The 24908-nt window shown below is 29.2% G+C and carries 23 protein-coding genes; 13 read left to right on the plus strand and 10 right to left on the minus strand.

Annotated features, from left to right (window positions below):
• Nucleotides 1-31: 31 nt before the first annotated feature.
• The 3 genes from cls to IFB02_RS00505 are packed head-to-tail and all read right to left on the minus strand — an operon-like array spanning nt 32 to nt 3133.
• Entirely contained in the window at nt 32-1489 is a 1458-nt protein-coding gene (gene cls / locus IFB02_RS00495; RefSeq protein WP_106689063.1) for a cardiolipin synthase, read from the minus strand.
• Nucleotides 1490-1496: 7 nt separating this feature from the next.
• Entirely contained in the window at nt 1497-2420 is a 924-nt protein-coding gene (locus IFB02_RS00500) for a lytic transglycosylase domain-containing protein (protein WP_191072901.1), read from the minus strand.
• Nucleotides 2421-2467: 47 nt separating this feature from the next.
• Entirely contained in the window at nt 2468-3133 is a 666-nt protein-coding gene (locus tag IFB02_RS00505; protein ID WP_106689065.1) for an alpha/beta hydrolase family protein, read from the minus strand.
• Nucleotides 3134-3256: 123 nt separating this feature from the next.
• Between IFB02_RS00505 and IFB02_RS00510 the strand changes: the two genes are divergently transcribed.
• Nucleotides 3257-3553: a GNAT family N-acetyltransferase gene (locus tag IFB02_RS00510; protein ID WP_191072902.1), complete on the plus strand. Its 297-nt coding sequence runs from the start codon at nt 3257-3259 to the stop codon at nt 3551-3553.
• 49 nt (nt 3554-3602) lie between these two features.
• On the opposite strand, the gene mtaB is transcribed toward IFB02_RS00510, so the two are convergent.
• Nucleotides 3603-4934 carry a tRNA (N(6)-L-threonylcarbamoyladenosine(37)-C(2))-methylthiotransferase MtaB gene (mtaB, locus tag IFB02_RS00515; RefSeq protein WP_191072903.1) on the minus strand — a complete coding sequence of 444 codons (1332 nt, stop codon included), beginning with the start codon at nt 4932-4934 and terminating at the stop codon, nt 3603-3605.
• A 122-nt stretch (nt 4935-5056) separates the two neighbouring features.
• Between mtaB and IFB02_RS00520 the strand changes: the two genes are divergently transcribed.
• Genes IFB02_RS00520 through IFB02_RS00530 form a run of 3 tightly spaced genes read left to right on the plus strand, consistent with a single transcriptional unit; the run spans nt 5057 to nt 9575 of the window.
• On the plus strand, nt 5057-6214 hold the full coding sequence (locus IFB02_RS00520) for an ATP-binding cassette domain-containing protein (RefSeq protein WP_191072904.1): 1158 nt from the start codon (nt 5057-5059) through the stop codon (nt 6212-6214).
• 15 nt (nt 6215-6229) lie between these two features.
• On the plus strand, nt 6230-7972 hold the full coding sequence (locus IFB02_RS00525; protein ID WP_191072905.1) for a hypothetical protein: 1743 nt from the start codon (nt 6230-6232) through the stop codon (nt 7970-7972).
• 1 nt (nt 7973) lies between these two features.
• A complete protein-coding gene (locus tag IFB02_RS00530) occupies nt 7974-9575 on the plus strand; it encodes an ABC transporter substrate-binding protein (protein WP_191072906.1) in 1602 nt (533 codons plus the stop codon).
• Here IFB02_RS00530 and IFB02_RS00535 read toward each other — a convergent pair.
• The 5 genes from IFB02_RS00535 to IFB02_RS00555 all read right to left on the minus strand — a co-directional run bounded on the left by IFB02_RS00535 (nt 9559) and on the right by IFB02_RS00555 (nt 13316).
• Complete coding sequence (locus IFB02_RS00535) at nt 9559-10266, minus strand: lysoplasmalogenase (protein ID WP_191072907.1); 708 nt, start codon at nt 10264-10266, stop codon at nt 9559-9561. The two genes, IFB02_RS00530 and IFB02_RS00535, sit on opposite strands and share 17 nt — an antisense overlap.
• Before the next feature lie 55 nt (nt 10267-10321).
• A complete protein-coding gene (locus tag IFB02_RS00540; RefSeq protein WP_191072908.1) occupies nt 10322-10918 on the minus strand; it encodes a lysoplasmalogenase in 597 nt (198 codons plus the stop codon).
• A 28-nt stretch (nt 10919-10946) separates the two neighbouring features.
• Nucleotides 10947-11678 (minus strand): lysoplasmalogenase, encoded by a 732-nt coding sequence (locus IFB02_RS00545; protein WP_191072909.1) that lies wholly within the window; start codon nt 11676-11678, stop codon nt 10947-10949.
• Nucleotides 11679-11782: 104 nt separating this feature from the next.
• Nucleotides 11783-12958 carry a GlmU family protein gene (locus IFB02_RS00550; RefSeq protein WP_191072910.1) on the minus strand — a complete coding sequence of 392 codons (1176 nt, stop codon included), beginning with the start codon at nt 12956-12958 and terminating at the stop codon, nt 11783-11785.
• A 106-nt stretch (nt 12959-13064) separates the two neighbouring features.
• Nucleotides 13065-13316, minus strand: a complete 252-nt coding sequence (locus IFB02_RS00555) for a type B 50S ribosomal protein L31 (protein WP_106689074.1) — start codon at nt 13314-13316, stop codon at nt 13065-13067.
• A 158-nt stretch (nt 13317-13474) separates the two neighbouring features.
• Here IFB02_RS00555 and IFB02_RS00560 point away from each other — a divergent pair, with 158 nt between their 5' ends.
• The 7 genes from IFB02_RS00560 (at nt 13475) to IFB02_RS00590 (ending at nt 20425) form a co-directional block, all read left to right on the plus strand.
• Nucleotides 13475-14005 carry a DUF4199 domain-containing protein gene (locus IFB02_RS00560; RefSeq protein ID WP_106689075.1) on the plus strand — a complete coding sequence of 177 codons (531 nt, stop codon included), beginning with the start codon at nt 13475-13477 and terminating at the stop codon, nt 14003-14005.
• 35 nt (nt 14006-14040) lie between these two features.
• Nucleotides 14041-14994, plus strand: a complete 954-nt coding sequence (locus IFB02_RS00565) for a glycosyltransferase family 2 protein (protein ID WP_106689076.1) — start codon at nt 14041-14043, stop codon at nt 14992-14994.
• 72 nt (nt 14995-15066) lie between these two features.
• Nucleotides 15067-16797 carry a phospho-sugar mutase gene (locus IFB02_RS00570; protein ID WP_106689077.1) on the plus strand — a complete coding sequence of 577 codons (1731 nt, stop codon included), beginning with the start codon at nt 15067-15069 and terminating at the stop codon, nt 16795-16797.
• Nucleotides 16798-18648 (plus strand): ABC transporter ATP-binding protein, encoded by a 1851-nt coding sequence (locus tag IFB02_RS00575; RefSeq protein WP_106689078.1) that lies wholly within the window; start codon nt 16798-16800, stop codon nt 18646-18648.
• A 267-nt stretch (nt 18649-18915) separates the two neighbouring features.
• Nucleotides 18916-19461: an RNA polymerase sigma factor gene (locus IFB02_RS00580; RefSeq protein WP_106689079.1), complete on the plus strand. Its 546-nt coding sequence runs from the start codon at nt 18916-18918 to the stop codon at nt 19459-19461.
• 32 nt (nt 19462-19493) lie between these two features.
• Complete coding sequence (locus IFB02_RS00585) at nt 19494-19970, plus strand: hypothetical protein (RefSeq protein WP_106689080.1); 477 nt, start codon at nt 19494-19496, stop codon at nt 19968-19970.
• A gap of 17 nt (nt 19971-19987) precedes the next feature.
• Complete coding sequence (locus tag IFB02_RS00590) at nt 19988-20425, plus strand: sensor of ECF-type sigma factor (protein WP_106689081.1); 438 nt, start codon at nt 19988-19990, stop codon at nt 20423-20425.
• 30 nt (nt 20426-20455) lie between these two features.
• On the opposite strand, the gene IFB02_RS00595 is transcribed toward IFB02_RS00590, so the two are convergent.
• Complete coding sequence (locus tag IFB02_RS00595) at nt 20456-21562, minus strand: WD40/YVTN/BNR-like repeat-containing protein (RefSeq protein ID WP_106689082.1); 1107 nt, start codon at nt 21560-21562, stop codon at nt 20456-20458.
• Between the two features lie 103 nt (nt 21563-21665).
• Between IFB02_RS00595 and IFB02_RS00600 the strand changes: the two genes are divergently transcribed.
• Both IFB02_RS00600 and IFB02_RS00605 read left to right on the plus strand, forming a co-directional pair.
• Nucleotides 21666-22877 carry an RsmB/NOP family class I SAM-dependent RNA methyltransferase gene (locus IFB02_RS00600; protein ID WP_191072911.1) on the plus strand — a complete coding sequence of 404 codons (1212 nt, stop codon included), beginning with the start codon at nt 21666-21668 and terminating at the stop codon, nt 22875-22877.
• Nucleotides 22878-22995: 118 nt separating this feature from the next.
• A complete protein-coding gene (locus IFB02_RS00605; RefSeq protein WP_191072912.1) occupies nt 22996-24801 on the plus strand; it encodes an endonuclease in 1806 nt (601 codons plus the stop codon).
• Nucleotides 24802-24908: the final 107 nt, after the last annotated feature.

Consider the following 24908-nt stretch of genomic DNA (forward strand, 5'->3'; position numbering starts at 1 on the left):
CAAAAAACCGAAGCTAATGCTTCGGTTTTTTTTATAATAATGGTGCCCAAAGCCTACAATAGGCTTCTTTTAATCGCTCTATCTTTGGTCTATTTGTCCATTGCTCAAAAGTGATGTTTTTAGCATCTTTTAAATCGTCTAAAAAGATTTGTTTTGCTTCTTTTGCTTTTTCTTCGTTGTAAATAAGTGCATTAATTTCGAAGTTAATATTGAAGCTTCTGTAATCCATATTTGAAGTACCTATAGTTGTAAATATATCGTCTACAACCATAGTTTTTGCATGAATAAATCCTTTAGTATATCTGTAAATTTTAATATTAGCCTCAAACAATTGCTCTAAGTAAGAGTTTGTTGCATGTTGAGCCGTCCAAGAATCTGAAATATCTGGAATTAATAATCTAACATCTACTCCACTTTTTGCAGCAACTTGCATTGCAGTAATTATTTGATCGTTAGGAATAAAATAAGGAGTTGTTATGTATACATATTTTTCGGCAGTTACTATAGAAAAAAAGATGGCTTCCATAATATTTGCCCAATCTGTATCTGGACCACTTGCTGCTATTTGGATTGGTATAATTTTATCTATTGGTTTAGAAGGAAAAAAACTTCGGTCTAATTTAACTTCGGTTTCTGCAACAAAGTTCCAATTGGTTAAAAATTGTGTTTGTAAAGAAAATACTGCTTCACCTTCTATTCTTAAATGTGTATCTCTCCAATAATTTTTATTTTCTGGATAATTAACATACGTATCAGATACGTTTACACCACCAACATAGCCTATTTCTCCGTCTATTATTACTATTTTTCTGTGATTACGATAATTCATCTTTCCTGTAAATTTTGGAAATAATACAGGCATAAATGCATGGTGTTGTATAGTTGATTGATTAAGTAATTTTTTCATTTTAGATGAAATTTTACTTCCTACATCATCATAACTTAATCTAATTACTACACCTTCTTTTGCTTTACTTAATAAAAGATCTAATAATCTTGTACCTATCTTGTCGTCCTTTAGAATATAATATTCTAAATGCACATGTTTTTTTGCTTGTTTTATGTCTTGAAATAATTTTTCAAACTTATTTTCTCCGTTTAAAATTATTTCAACTTCATTGTTTTGAGTTAATGGTGATTTATCATTTTTTTGAAGTAACTGTACTAATCTTACTTGTTCTTCTTCTGCATTTGCTTCATATTTTGATAAAAATTCTGGCTTAATTTCTACCTTACTATTTATAGATTTAATAAGGTTATTGTTAAGTACGTCTTTACGGTTAAAGATTTTATTTTTTCTGTATTCCTGCCCAAATAAATAATATACTATAAGTCCAAAAAAAGGAAACACTAACAATACGATAATGTATGTTAGTGTTTTTGTTGGGTTTATAGATTTAAATAATATTGTGACAACTGCTAGTAATGCTAATATGTAATTTATAACAATAGCTATTGTCCACCAATGATCTGTTAAAAATGCTAGCATAAACTAGTTAGTTTTTATAATAACCTTCTTTAGGCAACTCTATAAAATATTGTTTTCTTGACTTGTTATTTAAATGCGGTTCTCTTAACCAAGGATTATGAAGCTTTAAAATCTTATAATTTATACCAAATTGTTTTGCAAAACCTGCAAAATCTGTTACTGCTGTGTCTACTTCTACCAAATATGTTGGTACTTTAGAGTATAAATCTTTATCTCTAAAATTGAAACCATACTTTGATGGATTAGATAAAATTTCTTTTAACGCTAAAATCCTAAATACATAACGACCTGTTTCTTCACCTAATAACAAATCATAATACCCATTAACTTTTTGTTCGTTTAAACGTCTAGAAACACCAGCATTACCTGCATTGTAAGCTGCTGCAGCAAGTGTCCAACTTCCTAGATTTTCTTTTGCTTTTTTAAGGTAATCGCAAGCGACTTCGGTTGCTTTTTCTAAGTGATATCTTTCATCTACATTATCGTTTACTTCTAATCCGTATTCTCTTCCAGTAGTTTTCATAATTTGCCAAAAACCACTTGCTCCAGCTGGTGACTTTGCATTGGTTAAACCACTTTCTATTACGGCTAAATATTTAAAATCGTCTGGAACACCATGTTTAGCTAAGATAGGCTCGATAATAGGAAAGTATTTTTTTGCTCTTTTAAACATTAATAATCCATTAGATTGCCAATAGGTATTTACTAATAGCTCTCTATCCATACGTTCTAAAATATCTGGATTTGATAATGGCACTTCTTCTCCTGCAAAATCCATATAATCTGGTACTTGTAAAGCGTAAACGTTATAATCGTTTATCAATTTTTTTTCAAAATTTTCGTCTGTAGGCGCTTCTTGCATAGCGTTAATAGACAACGCTCCTATTGCTAATAATCCTACTAGTGCTAATGCGTTTTTTATAATCTTCATTATCCTTTTCTTTTTGTTTAAAATTAAGCTTTTTATTTGATTTTTAATTATATATCTAATATTAGTTTTGGTAAATTTTCGTTAAACCATTTGTACTTATTTATAATCATAATATGTGTTCCTCCTTTTAATTTTACACAATTTTGAATATGATTACAAGGAAAAACCATATCACTATCGCCATGTATATGAATGGCGTTTGGTATTGGTTGATCTTGTTCCCAACAAATTATTTGTTCTATTGCCCAATCTAAATAACTTTTATCGTTAACAGATAAATATTTTTTGTACAACTCTACACGTTTTGTAATGGTTTCGCCAAACGCATATTTAGCTAACAATTCTACATTACTCATTAACTGCGTTGGTAATAATTTATAAGCTTTTGTGGCTTTAAGCAGTTTCATACGTCGCGGTAATTCATGTTTAGTTTTTACACTAGACACTACAAATAGCTTTCTAACTTTAATATGTTTTGACATTTCTTGTACCAAAATACCACCAAAAGATACTCCTAATAACACCGGATTATCGTGTTTTACATCGTCGCACATACGTTTTGCATACTCTTGAAGTGTTTCGTTTTTTAATGGTATTTTCCAAGATAGCCAATAGATTTTAAAACGATCTTCGGGTAATTTTATGTATTCAAAAATGGTCGGATTGGCTGCCATTCCTGGCATAAAATAAACTGGTATTATCTCCTGATTCATAAGGTTTTAACAAGTTTGAAGTAAATTTATTTTAGAATTTTTCGTACATTTGCAGTGTAAAGCTATAAAATAGTTTGGTACTATTTTTGAAACTTCCTTGATAATTAATAAAACTTTATACATATGATTGATGCAGCTGAGCTTGTTGACAATGATTTTTTACGTCAATTTGAACTGAAGATGGATGATCATTTTGCTAAAATTGAATACTCTTTACAAGAAAGAAAGATCTTTTTAACAAAATTAATTGTACCTGAAGCGCTAGATAACGACCAGTTTAAAAACGATTTTTTAAAATTAGTTTTTGAAAACATCGAAGAAAGAAACTTAAGCGTTGTTCCTACAAGTCCTTACATTGCAAAATTTATTAGAAGAAATAGGCAATATAAAAGATTATTACCTGTTGGTGTAAGAATATAATTTGCAATTTATTTTAAAAAAAAACCGAAGCAATTGCTTCGGTTTTTTTTTATGCTACTTCTAAGTTTAAAAACTCAAAACGTACAAGTCCATCTGTATCTATTTTTGTTAATTCTACCTCGTGTAAAGTATTAACTAATTCTGGATTCCATGGTGTTTTTACTTTTACGTAATTTTCTGTAAATCCATGTATGTAGCCTTCTTTATTTTCAGATTCAAAAAGTACTGTTCGTTTTGTTCCTATTTGTGACTCATAAAACGCACGACGTTTTTTAACACTTAATCCACGTAACATTTTACTTCTTTTAGATCTTACATTTTTAGGCACGACACCTTCCATTGTTGCTGCTACTGTATTTTCTCTTTCAGAATAAGTAAACACATGCAAATAAGAAATATCTAATTGGTTTAAAAAGTTATATGTTTCTAAAAAATGATCGTCTGTTTCTCCAGGAAAACCAACAATTACATCTACTCCAATACAGGCATGAGGCATAACTTGTTTAATTTGAGCGACACGATCTACATACAATTCTCTCATGTAACGTCGCCTCATTAACTTTAAAATATCATTATGCCCACTTTGTAATGGTATATGAAAATGTGGTACAAATGTGTTGCTTTTAGATACAAAATCTATCGTTTCGTTTTTTAATAGATTTGGCTCTATGGAAGATATACGTAAGCGTTCTATACCATTAACTTGATCTAATGCTTTTACTAGCTCTAAAAAGGTATGTTCGTGTTTTTTATTTCCAAATTCACCTTTACCGTAATCACCAATATTTACTCCGGTTAATACAATTTCTTTTATATTTTGCTCGGAAATTTCTTTGGCGTTTTTAAGTACGTTTTCTAAGGTATCACTACGTGAAATTCCTCTTGCTAAAGGTATTGTACAATAAGTACATTTATAATCGCAACCGTCTTGTACTTTTAAAAATGCACGTGTCCTATCGCCTATGGAATACGATCCTACATAAAAATCTGCGTCTTCGATTTCGCAAGAATGTACTTCTCCTAAATCGTTTTTAGATAAATCGTTAAGGTAATCTGTTATTTTAAATTTTTCGGTAGCACCAAGCACCAAATCAACACCATTTACATCTGCCAATTCTTGAGGCTTTAATTGGGCATAACAACCTACAGCTGCAATAAAAGCATCTGGATTAGATTTTTGTGCTTGTTTTACAATGGTTTTAAAACGTTTATCTGCATTTTCGGTTACAGAACATGTGTTTATTACATAAATATCTGCTTCATCATTAAAATCTACACGCTCAAAACCTTCATCTTTAAAAGATCTTGCGATAGTTGATGTTTCAGAAAAATTAAGTTTACAACCTAATGTATAAAAGCCAACTTTCTTTTTGGTATTCAAAATAAAATAGTGTTTAATGCTTGGTAAGAATTATTATATTTACCTAATGCAATTATATTTTGTGATTGCAAAATTACGCATTTTTTTTAGCTATAAAAAGCGTTTAATCCTTTAAAAATTATATGTCTACACTAGAAAAAAGACTTAAAGATGTTTTTGTTTTTTTTGAAAATAAAGATACTGTTTTAGGTTATCGCAAATTAATGGATTGTGCTTTAGATACTCAAAACCTAGACATCTACAAGCAAATTATTAATCTTACAGATTGGAAATCTAAACATCCTAACCAAGACGACATTTTTATTAGCAAATGTTTAAAGGTATTAGAACAAATTGCCTTAATAAATGTCACTGCATACAATACGTTTAAACCTATTGTTACTGCTACAAATATTACTAAAAGCTACGGTAATAATGCTTTTAAATTAGGTCCGATAAGCGTTTCTATAAACAAAGGAAATGTTTATGGCTTGGTTGGAGAAAACGGTAATGGTAAGACTACTTTATTACGTGTTCTTGCTAAAGAAATTAAGCATACTAGCGGTAGTTTAGAATATAATTTTGACAAGCCTATAAAAACCACTTTTGATTTAAGATCTAGTTTAGTTTATATACCACAGCGTACTCAAAAATGGTATGGTAGCCTAAAGGATAATTTAAAATTTGTCTTATCTAATTACAATATAAGTCCAGAAGAGAATGAAATTAGAGTTTTAATGATGATTTGCAGACTTGGACTTTGGGATTATAAAGATTTAAAATGGAGCGAATTATCTTCTGGTTACAAAATGCGGTTTGAATTAGCCAGAACGCTTTTAAGACAACCGGAATTACTTTTACTTGATGAGCCTCTTGCTAATTTAGATGTACTTGCACAACAGGTAATTTTAGAAGATTTAAAATCTATTTGCAACTCTTTAAACAATCCTATTGCACTTATACTTAGCTCTCAACAACTTTACGAGGTAGAAAAAGTATCTGATAAAGTGATTTACTTAAAAAATGGTAAGTACACAGATAACAACAATAGTAAAGTAGAACAAGACATAAATAAACAATTAATTGTAGAAATAGATTGCAATACTAGCAGAGCTACCTTGCAAGAAATATTTACGCCAATTGCTTTAGAAAAATTAGTTTTTAATGGTGGTGTTTTTATCGCCTATTTTAATGCAAACACCATGTTTTATGAGGTTTTAGATGTGTTAGGATCTAATAAAGTTAATGTGACTTACATAAGGGATATTTCTAAATCTACAAGACGCTTTTTTGTTTCATAATCTAAATTAATATTGATGAAATCTTTCATTTTTAAAATAAACAACTATCTGATAGAACGTTATCCAACGTTATGGAATACAAAAGTGATTTGGATGCTAAGTTCTGCACTAGTACTTCACATTATTTTTTACATATTTGGTTGGTTTGCGCTTTCTAATCCTGAAACGTTACATAGCTATAGAGCTTCTGGTATTTTTTTTGAAAACGGTACCATTTACTTTAGTTTAATGATCTCTATAGTCATGTTAGTTTTGTGGCTTGTTTTTATGTTTAAAAACAATGCATTTAAAAACTTTTACCCATTTACAGCATTTAAATTATTTAAACAATTTATAATCTATTTTGTGATTATTATTACAAGTATTAGCTATTATTTTTCGTTTAATTTAGGTGTAAAAAACTACATAAATTATAAATATCCTGATGCTTCTTATAATCAAGACATAAGCATTGCTAACAAGGCAAGTGTGTTTTTTTCGCATAATTTAAGTCATTATACGATAGATAAAATTGTCTATCCAGAACCATTTAACAATGTGTATTGCGAGACAAATTATGACAAAATAAACTTTGATAAGCCTGTTATTAAAAATCTTGGTAAAAACTATCAGTTTTATTCGTTAAAGACTAAAACTTATAGTGACACAGAAGATTTTCAGCCACATAAAATTGGAAATTATCTTTACTATGTTAATTTAAATAATCAAATTACCTATACGTTTAAGGATAGTGTTATCGATCTTTCTAGCCAACTTAAAACCGTTGCGCCTAATTATTATAATTATTCCAATGTATTTTTTAACAAAACTACCAATAATGGGTATTCTGAAATTATTAGTTACGATTACGATTTATACGAGACTAGATATAAAAACAAATCTTTAAAACCACATATACAAAAAGAAAATTTCGAGCTTCTAAACAGAAATAATCCTGAAGAAATTAAATCTATTTTAAATCAGTTTTTAGATATAGCCAAAACCTATAAAATACAAAACAATTTAAATGCAAACACTTGGTTTGATCTAATTTACAATCCAGTAGGTTTTGAAATTAAAAACCTTATACATAACGAAAAACCATATGTTAATTACAGGTATTTAAAAAATGTGGATAATTCAATTTTTGAAGATTATCAAGCAAAATTATTTACCAATTATTATATCGAATCGGATAATTTAAAGAAGGCTTTTGATAATATAAATTCAATAAAAAGCAACCCAATTTTAGGTGAAGAAGTTCATTTTTTTATGTGGATTTCGTTTTTTATTGCGTTAGTCATTTTCTGTTTTAGAGTTACAAGTTTAAAAGCTATTTTATTTACAATTGTAAGTTCTATTATTCTAACCATATTTGTATCCTTAGTTACAGCTGCTGTAGCTTATACCACAAGACATAACAGTATAGACATAGAGTATTTTATAAGTTATTTTATTTGGATAATTGGCACTATACTTCTTGTTTTAGGCATCTTTTTTATAACCAGAATTAAAAAACAAATTGCTGCTATAATTTTAAACATATGCCTTATAGGAATCACACCTTACTTAGGATTAATACTTGCTATAATAACTATGCATCAAAGCGATAGATGTCGTGATTTATATCCTAAATATTCTGAAAGAGAAGAATATTGCCATACCTTATTTGATTATTTAGGGATTTGGTCTAGTTACATTATCTTTGTGCTAGGATTAATATTTATTTACTTGTTCTGTAAAAACATTTTAAAATGGCGTTCAACACCAGAAAATTAGTATGATTAGACGTTTTATAGTTATTACATTAGCCATTATAATTTGGTCGTGTTCTTCATCTAAAAAAGAAAATAAAGATCACTTAGTATTTAGATATAACGAGCATAAAAATATTGGATCTTTAGATCCAGCATTTGCTAAAGACAATGCAGATATTTGGGCAGTAAATCAACTATTTAATGGATTGGTAGAAATGGATGATAGCTTAAATGTTATACCAAGTATAGCCAAACGTTGGGACATTTCTTCAGATGGATTACAATATACATTCACATTAAAAAACAATGTTTATTTTCATAAACATAAACTATTTAAAAATAATACTAGAGCAGTAAAAGCGCAAGATTTTGAATATAGTTTTAATCGTATTTTAGATCCTAAATTAGCCTCTTCTGGACAATGGGTTTTTAATAAAGTAAAACATTTTAAAGCTAAAAACGATAGTACGTTTATCATACAATTAAAGCAACCTTTTCCTGCATTTTTAGGCTTATTAACAATGAAGTATTGCAGCGTTGTACCTAAAGAAATTGTAACGCATTACGGTTCTTATTTTAGATCAAACCCAATTGGTACTGGTCCATTCAAGTTTAAACGTTGGGAAGAAAACATCAAACTAGTTTTAAGAAAGAATAATAATTATTTTGAAACTGACAAAAACGGAACACAATTACCTTATTTAGAAGCAATTGCCATTACCTTTTTACCAGACAAACAAAGTGAATTTATGCAATTTACCCAAGGTAATTTGGATTTTTTAAACAGTTTAGACGCGTCTTATCAAGATGAAATTTTAACTACTAAAGGTGATTTAAGATCAAAATACCATTCTACAGTAAACGTGATTAAAGGACCTTACTTAAATACCGAATACCTTGCGTTTTTCTTAGATAGCGATAAAGATGAAATCTTATCTAAAACCATTAGAGAAGCCATAAACTATGGTTTTGATCGCGAAAAGATGATTACATATCTTAGAAACGGTATTGGTATACCAGCAAATGGCGGATTTATACCAAAAGGCTTACCTGGATACAGTACAACTAACGGTTTTACCTATAACCCTGAAAAAGCAAAACAGCTTGTAAATAACTATAAAGCTACAACCAATAAACAACCAGAAGTAACCATAACAACAACAGGCAATTATTTAATTTTTTGCGAGTACATACAACGCGAATTAACTAAAATTGGTTTAACTGTTAATGTAGATGTTATTCCTGCGTCTACTTTAAAAGAAGGAAAAGCTAATGGTAAATTAGATTTATTTAGAGCTAGTTGGGTTGCAGATTATCCTGATGCACAAAACTATCTTTCTTTATTTTACGGTGAAAATTTTGCTCCAAACGGACCTAATTACACACATTTTTATAATGCGACATACGATAGTTTATATACATCAAGCTTTTTAAAAAGTGATATAAACCAAAGAGAACAAATTTATAAAACACTTGATAGTATAATTATAGATCACGCACCAATAGTACCATTGTATTATGACGAGGTTATTAGATTTACTAGAAAAAATATTAAAGGCTTAGGAAGTAATCCTATTAACTTACTTCAATTAAAACGAGTTAAAAAAATTAAAGATGAGGCTTAATTTCGTTTGAAATTAACTCTTCTTTTGTTATTCCTATTACTACAAGGTATTGAAATAAGCCATAAAAAAACATTATAGTATATTGATGATACCCAAAATCTTGATCGTAAAAAGATTGAAGTACAGTAATACTATCTGAAAACACACTACTTATAACTCCTAATAAAACAATTAGAAAACTAATATTATTAACTACATCTTTACGCAAATAAGTAAATAATGCTAATATCATTGAAGCAAACAGATATATTAGCACAGGTATAAAAAAGTCTCCTAAATTATCATAAACCATAACAGTTATAAAGACTATATAGAAAAAAATAATAACAAAAAAAGGTATTAACTTTTTTGTACTAAAATCATTTTGATTAGAAAATCTAGCTGTATAAATTAATTTACCAATAATAAAAAGAATCATTCCTAGAATATAAAATTCCATGGTTTGGTAAAGTGTTAGAAAAAAATCTCCAATCATAAAAACGACTAAACCGGATAAAAATAATTTATCTCTAAACCTAAAAACACCTTGCCTACTATAATAAAAATACACCATTAATAATAGCAAGACCGATGCTTTAGTAAACATTCTTAAATAAAAAAATCTTTCAATTTCTTTTAAAAAAATGTCAATAAAAAGCACAGTAAAATACAGTATGGTAAATTGTGTAGTATTTTTAAAAATAGATTTCATTTATACTTTCTATCGGTACCTTTAATTGCAAATTGGAATAATAAACCTGTAATAATTAAATATTGTCCAATACCATAAAAAACATAATTAAAAAGTCTTGATACGGAAACACATCATAAAACGTTTTAAAGACCATAATTATTTCAGAAATTAAGAAAACAGAAATACCCAACATAACCATTGTATAACTTTTCTTACTTACAATTCCGTACCTAATATAAGCAAAAAGACTCATTATCAACGTAATAATAAAATATAAAGTTACAGGTATAAAATAATTACCTAGTCTAGGATATATAAAATTAAAAACGAAAGCTATTACTAACACACAAAACACAAAAAAAGGTATTAAACGCTTTATTTTAAAGTCTTCTTTATGTGTAAATAAAATAGAATATAACAACTTTCCTGCGACAAAAAGCAGCATACTCAAAGCAAAATTTACTGGATTTAAATGATTTATAATTAAAATATCTCCAATAAGAAAAGTAGTTAAAGCTAATAACAACAATTGTTTTGATTTTGGATTTTTATAGTCACAATAACCAACTAATACCATTAAAGAAAGTAAAACAAATGGTTTAGAAATATACCTGTAAGGCACAATTGGCAAATATAGTTTTACATATATATCTATAAGTAAGACTAACACAAAAATTATAGTAAGCAGGATAAAAGCTTTATTTATCAGTTTTACTTTTAACACGTTGTAACTTTAATTTTGTTAGACTAGACGTTTCTTTTACAATGCCTACTACAATTAAAAATTGAGATATCGCATAAAAAGACATTATAGTAATGGTATGGTAAAGTATTTTAGAATCGTAAAATACTTTTAGAAAAGTAATTCCATCGGATAACATCGAAAAAAACACACCAAAAAGTACTAAATAATAACTTGTATTATTAACTTCTTTTTTACGCAAATAAGCAAATTGTCCCATCATCATTACCACCAATAAATAGCATAACGATGGAATAAAATAAAATTTAAGATTATTATAAATAAAAAGCATAATAACACTCATGTAAACAAAACAAAACGCTAAAAATGGTAATAACTTTTTAATTTCAAAATCTTGTGTATTAGTAAATCTGATGGACAAAAGCACTTTTGCTATACCAAAAAAGGTACCACCAATTGCAAATTTTAATTTAGTATCATTACCTATTAATAGTATATCGCCTAAAAAAAATAGTATATAAGCACCAAGGACTAAACAAAATCCGGATTTATATTTTTCTTTATTATTTATTAAAAAGAATACAATTAATAATACTACCAAAAGAGGCTTGGTAATATACCTTAAAGAGTATTTATAGTCAGAGTTTTTAACAAAGGTGTCAATCACTAAAACAAATAAATAAAGAAGCGTAAAATATTTAAAATTTTTGAAAATATTTTGTTTCATTTGGGGCAAAATGAGCAGCAAAATACATTAATTAAAGTATTGAAGCAAAATATTTTACAATTTAGATGTAATATTTTTCTTATTTATTTCTTTTTTAAATAAAATTAATAGTTACGGTATTTTTTAGTTAATTCAAAAACATGCTCTAATATCTCTTGATCCTGAGTTGTAAACTCGATATTTCTTCTGGACATAACTACTTTGGCTACTTCAAACGCTTTTTTGGTTAAGTAAGTAGAAAAACCTGAAGATCCGCCCCAACTGTAACTTGGTACAAAATTTCTTGGAAAACCACTTCCAAAAATGTTTGCATTAACACCAACAACAGTACCAGTATTAAACATTGTATTTATACCGCATTTACTGTGATCACCCATCATTAAACCACAAAACTGTAAACCAGTTCTAGCAAAACCTTCTGTTTGATAACTCCATAATCTTACTTCAGCATAGTTATTTTTAAGATTAGAATTATTTGTGTCTGCTCCTAAATTACACCATTCTCCTAATACAGAATTTCCTAAAAATCCATCATGTCCTTTGTTAGAATATCCAAATAATACGCTATTATTAACTTCTCCTCCAACTTTACTAAACGGACCTATGGTTGTTGGTCCATATATTTTTGCTCCCAATTTTATAGCAGCATTATCACATAATGCTAATGGTCCTCTAACGATAGAACCTTCCATTATTTCGGCATTTTTACCAATGTAGATTGGTCCTGAAGACGCATTTAATGTAGTGAATTCTAATTTTGCACCTTCTTCTATAAATATATTTTCTGGAGCTATAACATTATTAGAGCTTGGAATTGGCATTGATGTTTTTCCTTCAGTTAACAAATCAAAATCCTGTTGTATGGCGTCTCCGTTTTTAGAAAATATATCCCAAGTATGTTCTATTTTAATAATATCATTTTCAAATTCTATAGCTTCAAAAGAATCAAAATCTATATCATCTTGCATTTCTTTTGTAAAAAAAGCTATAACATCTTCATCTTTAAAAATCGCTTGATTTTCTTCTAAATTTTTTATTAACTCTACGATTTCTGGATTAGGTAAATATGCAGCATTAAGCATTATATTTTCTTCCATTTCTACCATAGGGTATTTTTCAGATAAATAATCTTCTGTTACTGTTGTAGTTGTAGTTTCTAAAAAAGTTTCCCATTTTTCTCTAATAGTAAGAATACCTACTCTAATATCTGCAACTGGTCTAGTATATGTAAATGGTAATAATTGCTCTCTAACAGTACCATCAAATAAAATGTAATTCATTTATCTTTTATTTAGTTCTTGGATTTAAAAATAACTAAAGTTGTTATAACAAAAAAGCCTTTCATAAATAATATGAAAGGCTTTTATAATATGATTTAAACTAAATTTATTTTTTAAATTTAGCGTATTTGCTTTTAAATTTATCAATACGTCCAGCTGTATCTATTAACTTAGATTTACCTGTGTAAAAAGGATGAGACGTTCTAGAAATTTCCATTTTAATTAATGGATACTCAACACCATCAACTTCAATAGTTTCATTAGTATCAGCAGTAGACTTTGTTAAAAATACGTCTTCGTTAGACATGTCTTTAAATGCTACCATTCTATAATTTTCTGGATGTATATCTTTTTTCATCGCTAAATGCTTTTATCTTTACTAAATTCGAGGTGCAAATTTAAGTAAATTTTACAAATCAACAACAAATTTTTCAAATATTTTTATTTAAATAAATATGTAACATTTTAAGACATATTTATACTAACTTGGTAAAACTAACTTAAATCAAAAACATTATGGAAAAATCTATCAAATCTATTGCAACAAACAATGGACTTTATTTAGGATTACTATTAACTTTAGTTTACGTAATTGCTTACGCTGTAAATTTAGAATTACTTACTAAATGGTGGATTGGAATTGGACTTTTAATTGCTATTGTAATTTTTGGAATTGTATCTATTTCTAAAACAAAATCTGCTTTAGGTGGATTTATTTCTTTAAAAGAAGGTTTTACAGCTTACTTTATTACCATTCTACTAGGATTAGTTGTTGCTAGTATTGTATCTATTGTATTATTTAATTTTATAGATCCAGATGCTGCAATTACTTTAAAAGAAAAAACTATTGAAGCAACTGCTGAGACTATGAGAAATTGGAATGCTCCGGAAGAATCTATAATTCAAACTGTAGAGCAAATGAGAGAACAACCTAACCAGTTTAGTATTGGTAGTGTGTTACAGTCTTTAGTTATACAGCTAGTTATCTATAGTATTATTGGTCTTATTGCTGCATTAATAATGAAAAAGTCTGATGATAACGCATAATAATTCTATATTTGAAATAATTTTCAAATCGAATTATGAATATATCAGTAGTCATACCACTACTTAACGAACAAGACTCTTTAAAAGAATTACACCATTGGATTGCTAATGTTATGGCATCCAATGGTTTTTCTTATGAAATACTTTTTATAGACGATGGTAGTACAGACCAATCCTGGACTACCATTTGTAATTTAAAACAAGAAGATCCTAACGTAAAAGGTATTCGTTTTTTAAAAAACTTCGGAAAATCTCAAGCATTACACGCAGGTTTTGCGCAAGCTAAAGGTGATGTTATTATCACTATGGATGCAGATTTACAAGACAATCCAGAAGAAATTCCAGAGCTTTACAACATGATTACCAAACAAAATTTTGATCTTGTTTCTGGTTGGAAGAAAAAGAGGTTTGACAACAAACTAACTAAAAACTTACCTTCAAAACTGTTTAATTGGGCTGCACGTAAAACATCTGGTGTTACACTTAATGATTTTAATTGCGGGCTAAAAGCTTACAACAAAAATGTTGTTAAAAATATAGACGTTAACGGCGAAATGCATCGTTACATTCCTGTTTTAGCTAAAAACGCTGGATTTACTAATATTGGAGAAAAAGTAGTACAACACCAAGCCAGAAAATACGGTGAAACCAAATTTGGAATAGAACGTTTTATTAATGGTTTTCTAGATTTAATAACCATTTGGTTTATTTCTAGGTTTGGCAAAAGACCTATGCATTTATTTGGCGCTTTAGGCGTTATAATGTTTATTGTTGGTTTTGGTTTTGCTGCTTATTTAGGTATAGATAAACTGTTTTTTAATCCATACGGAAGACTAATCACACAAAGACCACAATTTTACATCGCGCTTACAACAATGATATTGGGTTCGCAATTTTTTATTGCAGGTTTTTTAGGCGAAATTATTTTACGTCAAAAAAATAACAAAACCCGATATTTAATAAAAGAATCTTTAAATTTAGAAGAATAATTTTTCGATTTACTTAAACACAAATCTTAAGCATTTTACAATTGCTTATTTTTGCATTCAATTACGTAGATTATGAGATACATTGAACCAGAATTATTAAAACGTGTTAACACTTGGCTTACACCAACATTTGATAAAAACACACAAGATTACATTAAAAATCTAATTGCATTAGAACCAGATCAATTAAAAGAAAGTTTCTATAAAGATTTAGAATTTGGTACTGGTGGAATGCGTGGTATTATGGGTATTGGCACAAATCGTATCAATAAATATACACTAGGAAAAAACACACAAGGTTTAAGTAACTATCTACATAAAAGTTTTCCTAATCAAGATATAAAAGTTGCTATAGCTTTTGATTGTAGACATAACAGTAAAACTTTAGCTAAAGTAGTTGCAGATGTATTTTCGGCTAACGGAATTAAAGTCTTTTTATTTGAAGACTTGCGTCCTACGCCTGAGCTTTCTTTCACTTTAAAACATCTAAATTGTCACTGTGGAATAGTTCTTACCGCTTCACACAATCCGCCAGAATACAACGGTTATAAAGTGTACTGGCAAGATGGCGGACAATTAGTTCCGCCTCAAGATGCCGAAATTATTGAAGAAATAAACAACTTAGAATATTCCGAAATTAATTTTGAAGCTAACGAAGCTAATATTAATTATATAGGACAAGACGTAGATGATGTATTTATAAACGCATCTGTTAAAAACGGAAGTTTTAACACTAGCCAAGACGCTAAAGACAACTTTAATATTGTATTTACGTCTTTACACGGTACATCAATCACCACAATTCCAGAAACTTTAAAACGTGCTGGTTATAAAAATGTACATATAGTTGAAGAGCAACGCGAACCAAATGGCGATTTCCCAACGGTTGCTTCACCAAACCCAGAAGAACCTGCTGCCTTAAAAATGGCACTAGATTTAGCTGAAAAAGTTAATGCAGATATCGTGATTGGTACAGATCCAGATAGTGATAGATTAGGTATTGCTGTTAGAGATCTTGATAATAAAATGACGCTTTTAAACGGAAATCAAACCATGGTTTTAATGACAGATTTTCTTTTAAAGCAATGGAAAAACAACAATAAAATTAATGGCAATCAATTTATAGGTAGCACTATAGTATCTACACCAATGATGTCTGTTTTAGGTAACGCATATAATGTAGAATGCAAAGTTGGCTTAACCGGTTTTAAATGGATTGCTAAGATGATTAAAGACTTTCCTAATCTTGATTTTATTGGTGGCGGAGAAGAAAGTTTTGGGTTTATGGTTGGCGATTTTGTTCGTGATAAAGATGCTGTAACTTCTACCCTTTTGGCTATAGAAATTGCTACACAAGCCAAAGCAAACGGTAGTAGTTTTTACCAAGAATTAATTAATCTTTATGCAGAACATGGTTTTTATAAAGAACGACTAATATCAATGACTAAAAAAGGTATTGAAGGCGCGCAAGAAATTAAACAAATGATGATTGATGCTAGAGAAAACCCTTTAACAGAAGTTAATGGTTCTAAAGTTGTACGTGTAGAAGACTATCAGCTTTCAATCGCTAAAAATTTAACTAATAACACTACAGAAACACTAGAAATACCAAAATCAAACGTTCTAATTTACTACACAGAAGATGGTAGTAAAATTGCGTTAAGACCAAGTGGTACAGAGCCTAAAATAAAGTTTTACATTAGTGTAAATACAAGCCTAGACAATGTGTCAGACTTCTTAACTACGGAACAAAAATTGGAAAGCAAGATAGACGCAATCATTAAAGATATGCAGCTTAATTAGATGGAACAAAGCATAAAAAAAATTATTCCGTACGCAAAAGCCTACAAGAAGAATATCATTTCTAACATCATATTTAATATTCTATTTGCACTATTTAGTTCGCTTTCGTTTGTTGCATTAATACCAATGATGCAAGTTTTATTTGACGAAACTAAAAAAGATGTAAAAAAACCTGTCTATACTTCAATTTTAGAGATTACGTCTTATGGTAAAGATTTACTGTATTATTATATTTCTGAAATTACAAAACAAAACGGCGCTCAATTTGCACTATTACTTGTAATTGCGATAGTTATCATTACTTTTTTACTAAAAAACCTGTTTAACTATTTAGCAGCTTACAATTTAACCTTTTTTAAAAATGGCGTATTAAAGGATTTAAGAATAAAAATGTTTGATAAAATTCTATCCTTACCTATTTCATATTATTCTGAAAAAAGAAAAGGTGACGTAATGGCTAGAATGCTAGGAGATATTGGAGAATTACAAAACTCTTTCTTTTTAATTTTTGAGTTAATCGTAAGAGAACCATTAACAATTATCTTTACCATTGCTATCATGTTAAAGATAAGTCTTAAACTAACGCTTTTTGTATTTATTTTTATTCCAATTTCTGGGTTTATCATTTCTAAAATAGGTAAAAGCTTAAAATCAAAATCAACAAGAGCTCAAAAAGAGTCTGGTTATTTTATTTCTTTGGTTGAAGAAAGTTTAAGTGGTTTAAAAGTGATCCAAAGTTATAATGCACAATCAAAAATTAAATCTACTTTTTATGATTCTATTAATAGAATTTTCAAACTAAGAGTAGCTATTGGAAATAAAAATAACTTAGCTTCACCATTAAGCGAATTTTTAGGCATATTAACCATTGGTGCACTTTTATGGTATGGAGGAAAAATGGTGTTAATAGACAAGTTACCTAATGGTCAACCTGTGTTACTTGCATCAGAGTTTTTAGCCTACATGGGATTAGCTTATAATATTTTAACACCTGCAAAAGCTATATCTAAAGCATCTTATGCTGTTAAAAATGGTTTGGCTGCTGCAGATAGAGTGTTTGAGCTGATTGATCAAGAAGATCATTTTTACAAAGCAACTAATCCTCTAAAATTAGAAACATTAAACTCTGGAATCAAGATTAAGGATATAGACTTTTCTTATAACGATAAAGATTTGGTGTTAAAAAATTTCAACTTAGATGTACCAAAAGGTCATACAGTTGCTTTAGTTGGTCAATCTGGAAGCGGTAAAAGTACTATTGCTAATTTACTAACAAGATTTTACGATATTAATAAAGGTGAAATAACTTTAGATAATATTAATATTAAAGAAATAGATTTAAAATCTTTAAGACAATTAATTGGGTTAGTAACTCAAGATTCAATTTTATTTAATGACTCCATAAAAAACAACATACTATTAGGTAAATCCAATGCTACAGATGAAGAAGTGATTAATGCGCTTAAAATAGCAAATGCTTGGGAATTTGTTAGCCAACTACCTAATGGCATAGAAACTAATGTTGGTGATGCAGGTAATAAATTATCTGGAGGACAAAAACAACGTTTAAGTATTGCAAGAGCTGTTCTTAAAAATCCGCCAATTATGATTCTTGACGAAGCAACATCTGCTCTGGATACAGAAAGTGAAAGATTAGTACAAGACGCATTAGAAAATATGATGAAAAACAGAACGTCTATTGTCATAGCGCATAGATTATCTACTATACAAAATGCAGATCAAATTATCGTAATGCAAAAAGGTGAAATTATAGAACAAGGTACACATCTAGAACTATTATCCAAAAACGGTATGTATAAAAAGCTAGTAGATATGCAAAGCTTTGAATAATTAAAAAGAAAAAGGATAAACAAATGTTTATCCTTTTTTTTGTCCATTGTTAGACTTGGGGACGACTAACAACATAAGTATCCTATTTAAGACAAATTTAACACATATAAACTTACTTTACAAAAAAATCACGCATTTCATCAATAAAAACAAACATTTTAACGATAAAAATAAATCTATTAATCTATAAAACAAACAGTTATAAATATTAAAAAAAATAGTATTCTAATTAAACCTTTACATAAAATTATAGTCTAAAAGACATAAATGACAAACAAAGAGACTTTACTGTTATCAAAATTGCAAAAACCCAATTTAAAAAACGAAGGGTTTAAAGAGCTAATATCACTTTATAAAGAGCGATTATATTGGCACATTAGACATATAGTAAAATCTCATGAAGATGCAGATGATGTATTGCAAAATACATTTATAAAAGTATTTAAAAACATAGATAAATTTAAAGGTGAAAGTCAGCTATATTCTTGGTTATATCGTATAGCTACAAATGAATCTTTAACACATTTAAAACAAATTGCAAAACGACAACAAATAACTAGTGAAGAGGCAAATAATAATGCCCTTAGAAGCTTAGAAAGTGATGTGTATTTTGAAGGAGACACTATTCAAATCAAACTTCAAAAAGCAATCGCTACATTACCAGAAAAACAACAACTGGTTTTTAACATGAAATACTTTCAAGACCTTAAATACAGCCAAATATCAAACATATTAGATACTAGCGAAGGTGCATTAAAAGCATCCTATCACTTAGCAGTAAAAAAAATAGAAGCTTATTTAACTAAAGATTAAACCTTTAAACAAAATTAGTGTCTAAATAAAAGATGAAAAAAGAAAACTTAAATACCATTAAACAATCAGGTTTTAAAATACCTAACGCCTATTTTGATACAATAGAAGATCAAATTATGTCTCAAATTAGTATTAAAAATAGTTGTGAAAATTCTGGATTTAAAATACCAGAAAATTATTTTGAAACTATTGAAGATAAAATAATTAGCAAAACCCAACAACCTAAGGTAATTAAGTTAATTAACAAAAAAACTATAATTACAATAGCAAGTATTGCAGCTATGGTTGTTTTATTTTTCAATTTAAATCTATTTAATACACCAATAACTTTTGACAGTTTAGACACAGAAACTGTAGAAACTTATATTATAGACGAAATTGATTTAAACGACTTAAATAGCTTAATAGACACAGAACAATTATCTCAAACAGATTTTATAAACTACAATGCAACTTCAATAGATAACTATCTAGATGAAATTGAAATTGAAGACCTATTAGATCAATAAACACACGAATTAATATCATGAAAACATCAATCATATTATTTTTTTCAATCTTGTTTTCAATCACAAGTATAGCACAAGACAAAAGAGAAAAACTTAAAGCATTAAAAGTAGCTCACATCACAGAGCAATTAAATTTAACCACTAAAGAAGCTGAAAATTTTTGGCCAATTTACAATGCTCACGAAGACGAAAAACATAAAATCTACGAATCGTCTTTAGCAAAAAGAAAAGAGATTAACATCGAAAAATTATCTGAAAAAGAAGCAGAATCTTTACTTAAAGAAATGCAAGACTTTGAAGAAGCCAAATTAAAAAGTGAAAAAAACTTAGTAGATAAGCTTTCTAAAATTATTAGCTATAAAAAAATAGTAAAATTAATGCATGCCGAGCGTACGTTTAAGCGTAAAATCATTGAAGAATATAGAGGCAGACATCGTGAAATGCGAAAAAATTAAATAAAAAAAGCAGCCAAATGGCTGTTTTTTTTATTTAAAACTCAATTTACTTATGCGTCCGTTTCCTGCAGCATAAGCAGTACTATCGTTTAAAAATCTTAGTGCGTAAAAACCTTCATCGCTAAGATGTTTCCAAGTTTGTCCTGCATCTGCACTGTAATCTATACCTTTAAAACCTATCGCAACTAATTGTTGTGCACTACTGTTTGGCACATATTGTACACAACTACGGTAACCTGGTCCTCTTCCATCTGCAACAACTTCCCATGTTTTTCCGCCATTATTAGTCACAATTTTATTCTTTTGATTAGCATCTGCATCTGTATAATCGCCACCAATTGCAAAACCATGATTTTCATCATAAAAATCCAAGCTATACATTCCAGTAGTTTCTTTTCCCTGTATAATTGGCGTTTCAAAAACGTTCCAAGTTTTTCCTTTATCAGCCGAAAATAAAATTCGGCTAGACTTTCCTCCTGTTGCTACCCAAGTCTTATCGCCTACTATAGCAATGTTTGTATCACTTGCAGCAAATGCAGCTTCGCCTTCATTGGCTTTTGGTAATTCTTCACAGGGTAATTTAGACCAGGTATTTCCGCCATCTCTTGTAATAATTACACTCATGCAATCATCAGTTGGATCACCAATGGCGATACCTTCTTTGTCATTCCAAAACTCCATAGAATCGTAAAAAGATTTTGGATGATTTTCTTGATAGACCAAATCTATTTCTCCTTCAGAATCTATTCGATATAGCAAAGCTGGATTACCAATACTTAATGCAAAACCAAAATTATTTACTAAAGCTAAAGATCTAAAATTTAATTTTGAATTAGTACTGTCTACAAAAGTTGGATACACTACTTTATTAATTTCATTATTATCATAATCATTATCTCTTGTTAGTATTGCTCCAAAATTACCTGTTGAAGTCAAAAAACCAAAGGATTTATTAGTATCGAAATATTCTAAAGCTCTCACATTTAAAGTAGTATCTTCAATTAAAGTTTCAATTTCAACAGATGTAAAATTTTCAACTTCCTTTTCAATAGGACTTTCATCTTTTAAAGATTTACAATTAAAGATAATTAGCAGTGATATGAAGGCTATAATAAACTGAAGGGATAATTTCATCATTAATAATTTTCAATAAAAATAGAAAAGCAAATTGAAATATTTAACAAAGTCATTCAAAATCCACAGATAAACCTTAACTTTGCACGCTTTTAAATTTTAAAATATGCGCTTACACAGAAACTTATGTTTTGCTACCGTAGATGGTTTACTTCAAATTTTTAACGAAGGACAATACGCAGACAAAGTAGTACAACAACTTTTAAAAAGAGACAAACGTTGGGGAAGTCGTGATCGTGCTTTTGTAGCCGAAACCACTTACGACATCGTACGTTGGAAGCGTTTATATGCCGAAATTGCTAACGTAAAAGAACCTTTTAGCAGAGATGATATCTGGCGTATGTTTGCAGTTTGGGCAACTTTAAAAGGTATTAAATTACCCGATTGGAAGTATTTTGAAAACACGCCAACTCGAAAAATTAAAGGTCGTTTTGACGAGCTTTCTAAAATTAGAAAAATTAAAGAGTCTATTCCAGATTGGATAGATAACATTGCTTTAAAAGAACTTGGAGAAGCCAAATGGACTAAAGAAATCCAAGCCTTAAACGAGCAAGCAGATGTTATTTTAAGAGTAAACACCTTAAAAACAACAAAAGAAGACCTTCAAAATATACTACACGATAATGACATTGAAACCGAGTATATTAAAGGTTATCCTCATGCGTTAAAATTAAAAGAACGCGCTAATGTATTTACAACACAAGCCTTTAAAGATGGATTGTTTGAAGTACAAGACGCATCGTCACAATTAGTGGCAGACTTTTTGCAAGTAGAACCTGGTATGCGTGTAGTAGATACTTGTGCTGGTGCTGGCGGTAAAACGTTACACCTTGCTTCTTTAATGGAAAATAAAGGGCAAATCATAGCTTTAGATATTTACGCAAATAAGCTAAAAGAATTAAAGCGTCGCGCAAAACGTAATGGTGCGCATAATGTAGAACCAAGACATATAGACTCTACAAAAGTGATTAAAAAATTATATGATAAAGCCGATAGAGTTTTAATTGATGCGCCTTGTTCTGGATTAGGTGTTTTAAGAAGAAATCCTGATGCAAAATGGAAGTTAGAACCTGAATTTTTAGAACGTATTAAAAAAACACAATCAGAAATTCTAAATTCATATTCTAAAATGGTAAAATCTGGAGGACAATTAGTTTATGCTACTTGTTCTATTTTACCTTCTGAAAATGAAGAACAAGTTAAAAAATTCTTAGCATCAGATCACGGAAAAGAGTTTAGTTTTGTAAAAGAAGAAAAAATTCTATCGCATCAATCAGGATTTGATGGATTTTATATGGCTTTATTAAAAAGAAACTAATTACAATTTACGTTTAATCGAATATTATTGTAATTAAACCAGTGTTAAACTATCTTTGAAGATACAACATATTAAAAAAACTATTTAATAGTATATTACGACTTAAATAAAAATTTAAATGAAAAAAAATTACCCGATTTTACTACTGCTTTTTTTAAGTAGTTATGTTTTAAATGCTCAACAAGCTTATTATAACGATGTTAATTTAAATTTAACAGGTTTAGCTTTAAGAGACGAGCTTGCTACAAAAACAATTAACATGCATACCAACTTCTTAAGTTATGCTAATGTTTGGGAAGCATGTAGAGCTACAGACGAAGATCCTAATAACGCAAATAATGTACTTTTACTGTATGGTTGGGAAGATGGTTCTGACGGAAATATTACCAACGATTTATCTAGGAATAAGAATAGTAATGGTGGTAATGTAGGTGATTGGAACAGAGAACATACCTATCCAAAGTCTTTAGGTAATCCAGATCTTGGTACTTCTGGACCAGGTTCAGATGCGCATCATTTAAGACCAACAGATGTACAAAGAAACAACTCTAGAGGAAGTCAATTATTTGCAGATGGAAGTGGTAATTCAAGTAACGTTACTGGCGGTTGGTATCCAGGAGACGCATCTTTAGGTGGTACAGATTGGCGTGGTGATGTCGCTAGAATGATGATGTATATGTATTTAAGATATGGTAGCCAATGTTTACCATCTAATGTAGCTGTAGGAACAACTAACAGTGTAGATTCTAATATGATTAATTTATTATTAGAGTGGAATGCTGCAGATCCTGTTTCTGCAATAGAAGTAGCTAGAAATGATTATCACGAAAATACATCTAACAGTTTTGCACAAGGAAACAGAAATCCTTTTATAGACGAGCCATATCTAGCAACTTTAATTTGGGGAGGAACTCCAGCAGAAGACATTTGGGGTATATATACAAGTAATGATACTACGCCACCATCTAACCCAACTAATTTAGTAGCTTCTAATGCAACTTCATCTTCAATAGATTTAAGTTGGACAGCTGCTACAGACGATACAGGTGTAGTTTCTTATGATATTTACATAGATGGTACATTTGCTGAAAATACAGCATCCGCAGCTACTACTTACACTGTAAATGGATTAAGCAGTAACACAAATTATTGTTTTACAATTTATGCTTTAGATGGCGCAGGAAATATATCTACTGTAAGTAATCAAGATTGTTTAACAACGCTTGCTGGTCCACCAACTGGTAGTGATTGTTTATCTGAAGATTTTGAAAATATACCAAGCAACCAAGGTTCTTACGCTACAAGAACATGGACAGGTAACGATGGTGTTACAGATGGATGGACAGCAACAGATGCAAGAACAGACCAAACTTTAAATGGAAGAGCTATTTGTGTAAGAACAGGTAGTTTAACGTCTCCTTCAATTAGTGGCGGAATTGGTTCTTTAACTGTGACTACTCAATTAACATTTAGTGGTAGTGCAGGTACACTTGATCTTTATGTAAATGGTGTTTTAGAAGATGTTATTCCATATAGTGGTGACAACACAAGCTCTACAACTACTGTAATAAGTGATATTAATGTAGATGGGAATGTTGTGGTAGAACTTCGTAATTCAACTTCTAATAGAATTAGAATAGACGATTTAAGTTGGACATGTTATTCTACTTTAGGAACAGACACGTTTCAAAAAGAAGATGAAATAAAAATATACCCAAATCCAGTAAAAGGAAAAACTTTAAATATCGCTGTAAATACAAATACAACTTTTGAAGTTTATGATTTATTAGGTAAAAAAATATTAAATGGTAGTGTTACAAAAACTAATTCTGCTATAAATATCGAAGCTTTAAAAAGCGGAATTTACATCATTAAATTAAATTCCTTAAAAGGAAATACAACTAAAAAATTAATTAGAAACTAATTAATTAGTAAAAAATCTCAACTTTAAAAAGCGACTTATTAAGTCGCTTTTTTAGTTAATAAAGACGTGAATAACTTAAAAAAATAGTCTACATTTTAGTTAATTCT

The organism is Mesoflavibacter profundi (genome assembly GCF_014764305.1).
Classification (GTDB): domain Bacteria; phylum Bacteroidota; class Bacteroidia; order Flavobacteriales; family Flavobacteriaceae; genus Mesoflavibacter; species Mesoflavibacter profundi.

What these genes read in the sequence shown, in the direction of transcription:
- IFB02_RS00595 (WP_106689082.1), bottom strand. Translation starts at nt 21,562, where the DNA reads ATGATGAAATTATCCCTTCAGTTTATTATAGCCTTCATATCACTGCTA.
- IFB02_RS00555 (WP_106689074.1), bottom strand. Translation starts at nt 13,316, where the DNA reads ATGAAAAAAGATATACATCCAGAAAATTATAGAATGGTAGCATTTAAA.
- cls (WP_106689063.1), bottom strand. Translation starts at nt 1,489, where the DNA reads ATGCTAGCATTTTTAACAGATCATTGGTGGACAATAGCTATTGTTATA.
- IFB02_RS00520 (WP_191072904.1), top strand. Translation starts at nt 5,057, where the DNA reads ATGTCTACACTAGAAAAAAGACTTAAAGATGTTTTTGTTTTTTTTGAA.
- IFB02_RS00505 (WP_106689065.1), bottom strand. Translation starts at nt 3,133, where the DNA reads ATGAATCAGGAGATAATACCAGTTTATTTTATGCCAGGAATGGCAGCC.
- IFB02_RS00580 (WP_106689079.1), top strand. Translation starts at nt 18,916, where the DNA reads ATGACAAACAAAGAGACTTTACTGTTATCAAAATTGCAAAAACCCAAT.
- IFB02_RS00545 (WP_191072909.1), bottom strand. Translation starts at nt 11,678, where the DNA reads ATGAAACAAAATATTTTCAAAAATTTTAAATATTTTACGCTTCTTTAT.
- IFB02_RS00560 (WP_106689075.1), top strand. Translation starts at nt 13,475, where the DNA reads ATGGAAAAATCTATCAAATCTATTGCAACAAACAATGGACTTTATTTA.
- IFB02_RS00525 (WP_191072905.1), top strand. Translation starts at nt 6,230, where the DNA reads ATGAAATCTTTCATTTTTAAAATAAACAACTATCTGATAGAACGTTAT.
- IFB02_RS00590 (WP_106689081.1), top strand. Translation starts at nt 19,988, where the DNA reads ATGAAAACATCAATCATATTATTTTTTTCAATCTTGTTTTCAATCACA.
- IFB02_RS00530 (WP_191072906.1), top strand. Translation starts at nt 7,974, where the DNA reads ATGATTAGACGTTTTATAGTTATTACATTAGCCATTATAATTTGGTCG.
- IFB02_RS00550 (WP_191072910.1), bottom strand. Translation starts at nt 12,958, where the DNA reads ATGAATTACATTTTATTTGATGGTACTGTTAGAGAGCAATTATTACCA.
- IFB02_RS00600 (WP_191072911.1), top strand. Translation starts at nt 21,666, where the DNA reads ATGCGCTTACACAGAAACTTATGTTTTGCTACCGTAGATGGTTTACTT.
- IFB02_RS00565 (WP_106689076.1), top strand. Translation starts at nt 14,041, where the DNA reads ATGAATATATCAGTAGTCATACCACTACTTAACGAACAAGACTCTTTA.
- IFB02_RS00575 (WP_106689078.1), top strand. Translation starts at nt 16,798, where the DNA reads ATGGAACAAAGCATAAAAAAAATTATTCCGTACGCAAAAGCCTACAAG.
- IFB02_RS00570 (WP_106689077.1), top strand. Translation starts at nt 15,067, where the DNA reads ATGAGATACATTGAACCAGAATTATTAAAACGTGTTAACACTTGGCTT.
- IFB02_RS00500 (WP_191072901.1), bottom strand. Translation starts at nt 2,420, where the DNA reads ATGAAGATTATAAAAAACGCATTAGCACTAGTAGGATTATTAGCAATA.
- IFB02_RS00605 (WP_191072912.1), top strand. Translation starts at nt 22,996, where the DNA reads ATGAAAAAAAATTACCCGATTTTACTACTGCTTTTTTTAAGTAGTTAT.
- IFB02_RS00585 (WP_106689080.1), top strand. Translation starts at nt 19,494, where the DNA reads ATGAAAAAAGAAAACTTAAATACCATTAAACAATCAGGTTTTAAAATA.
- IFB02_RS00510 (WP_191072902.1), top strand. Translation starts at nt 3,257, where the DNA reads ATGATTGATGCAGCTGAGCTTGTTGACAATGATTTTTTACGTCAATTT.
- IFB02_RS00535 (WP_191072907.1), bottom strand. Translation starts at nt 10,266, where the DNA reads ATGAAATCTATTTTTAAAAATACTACACAATTTACCATACTGTATTTT.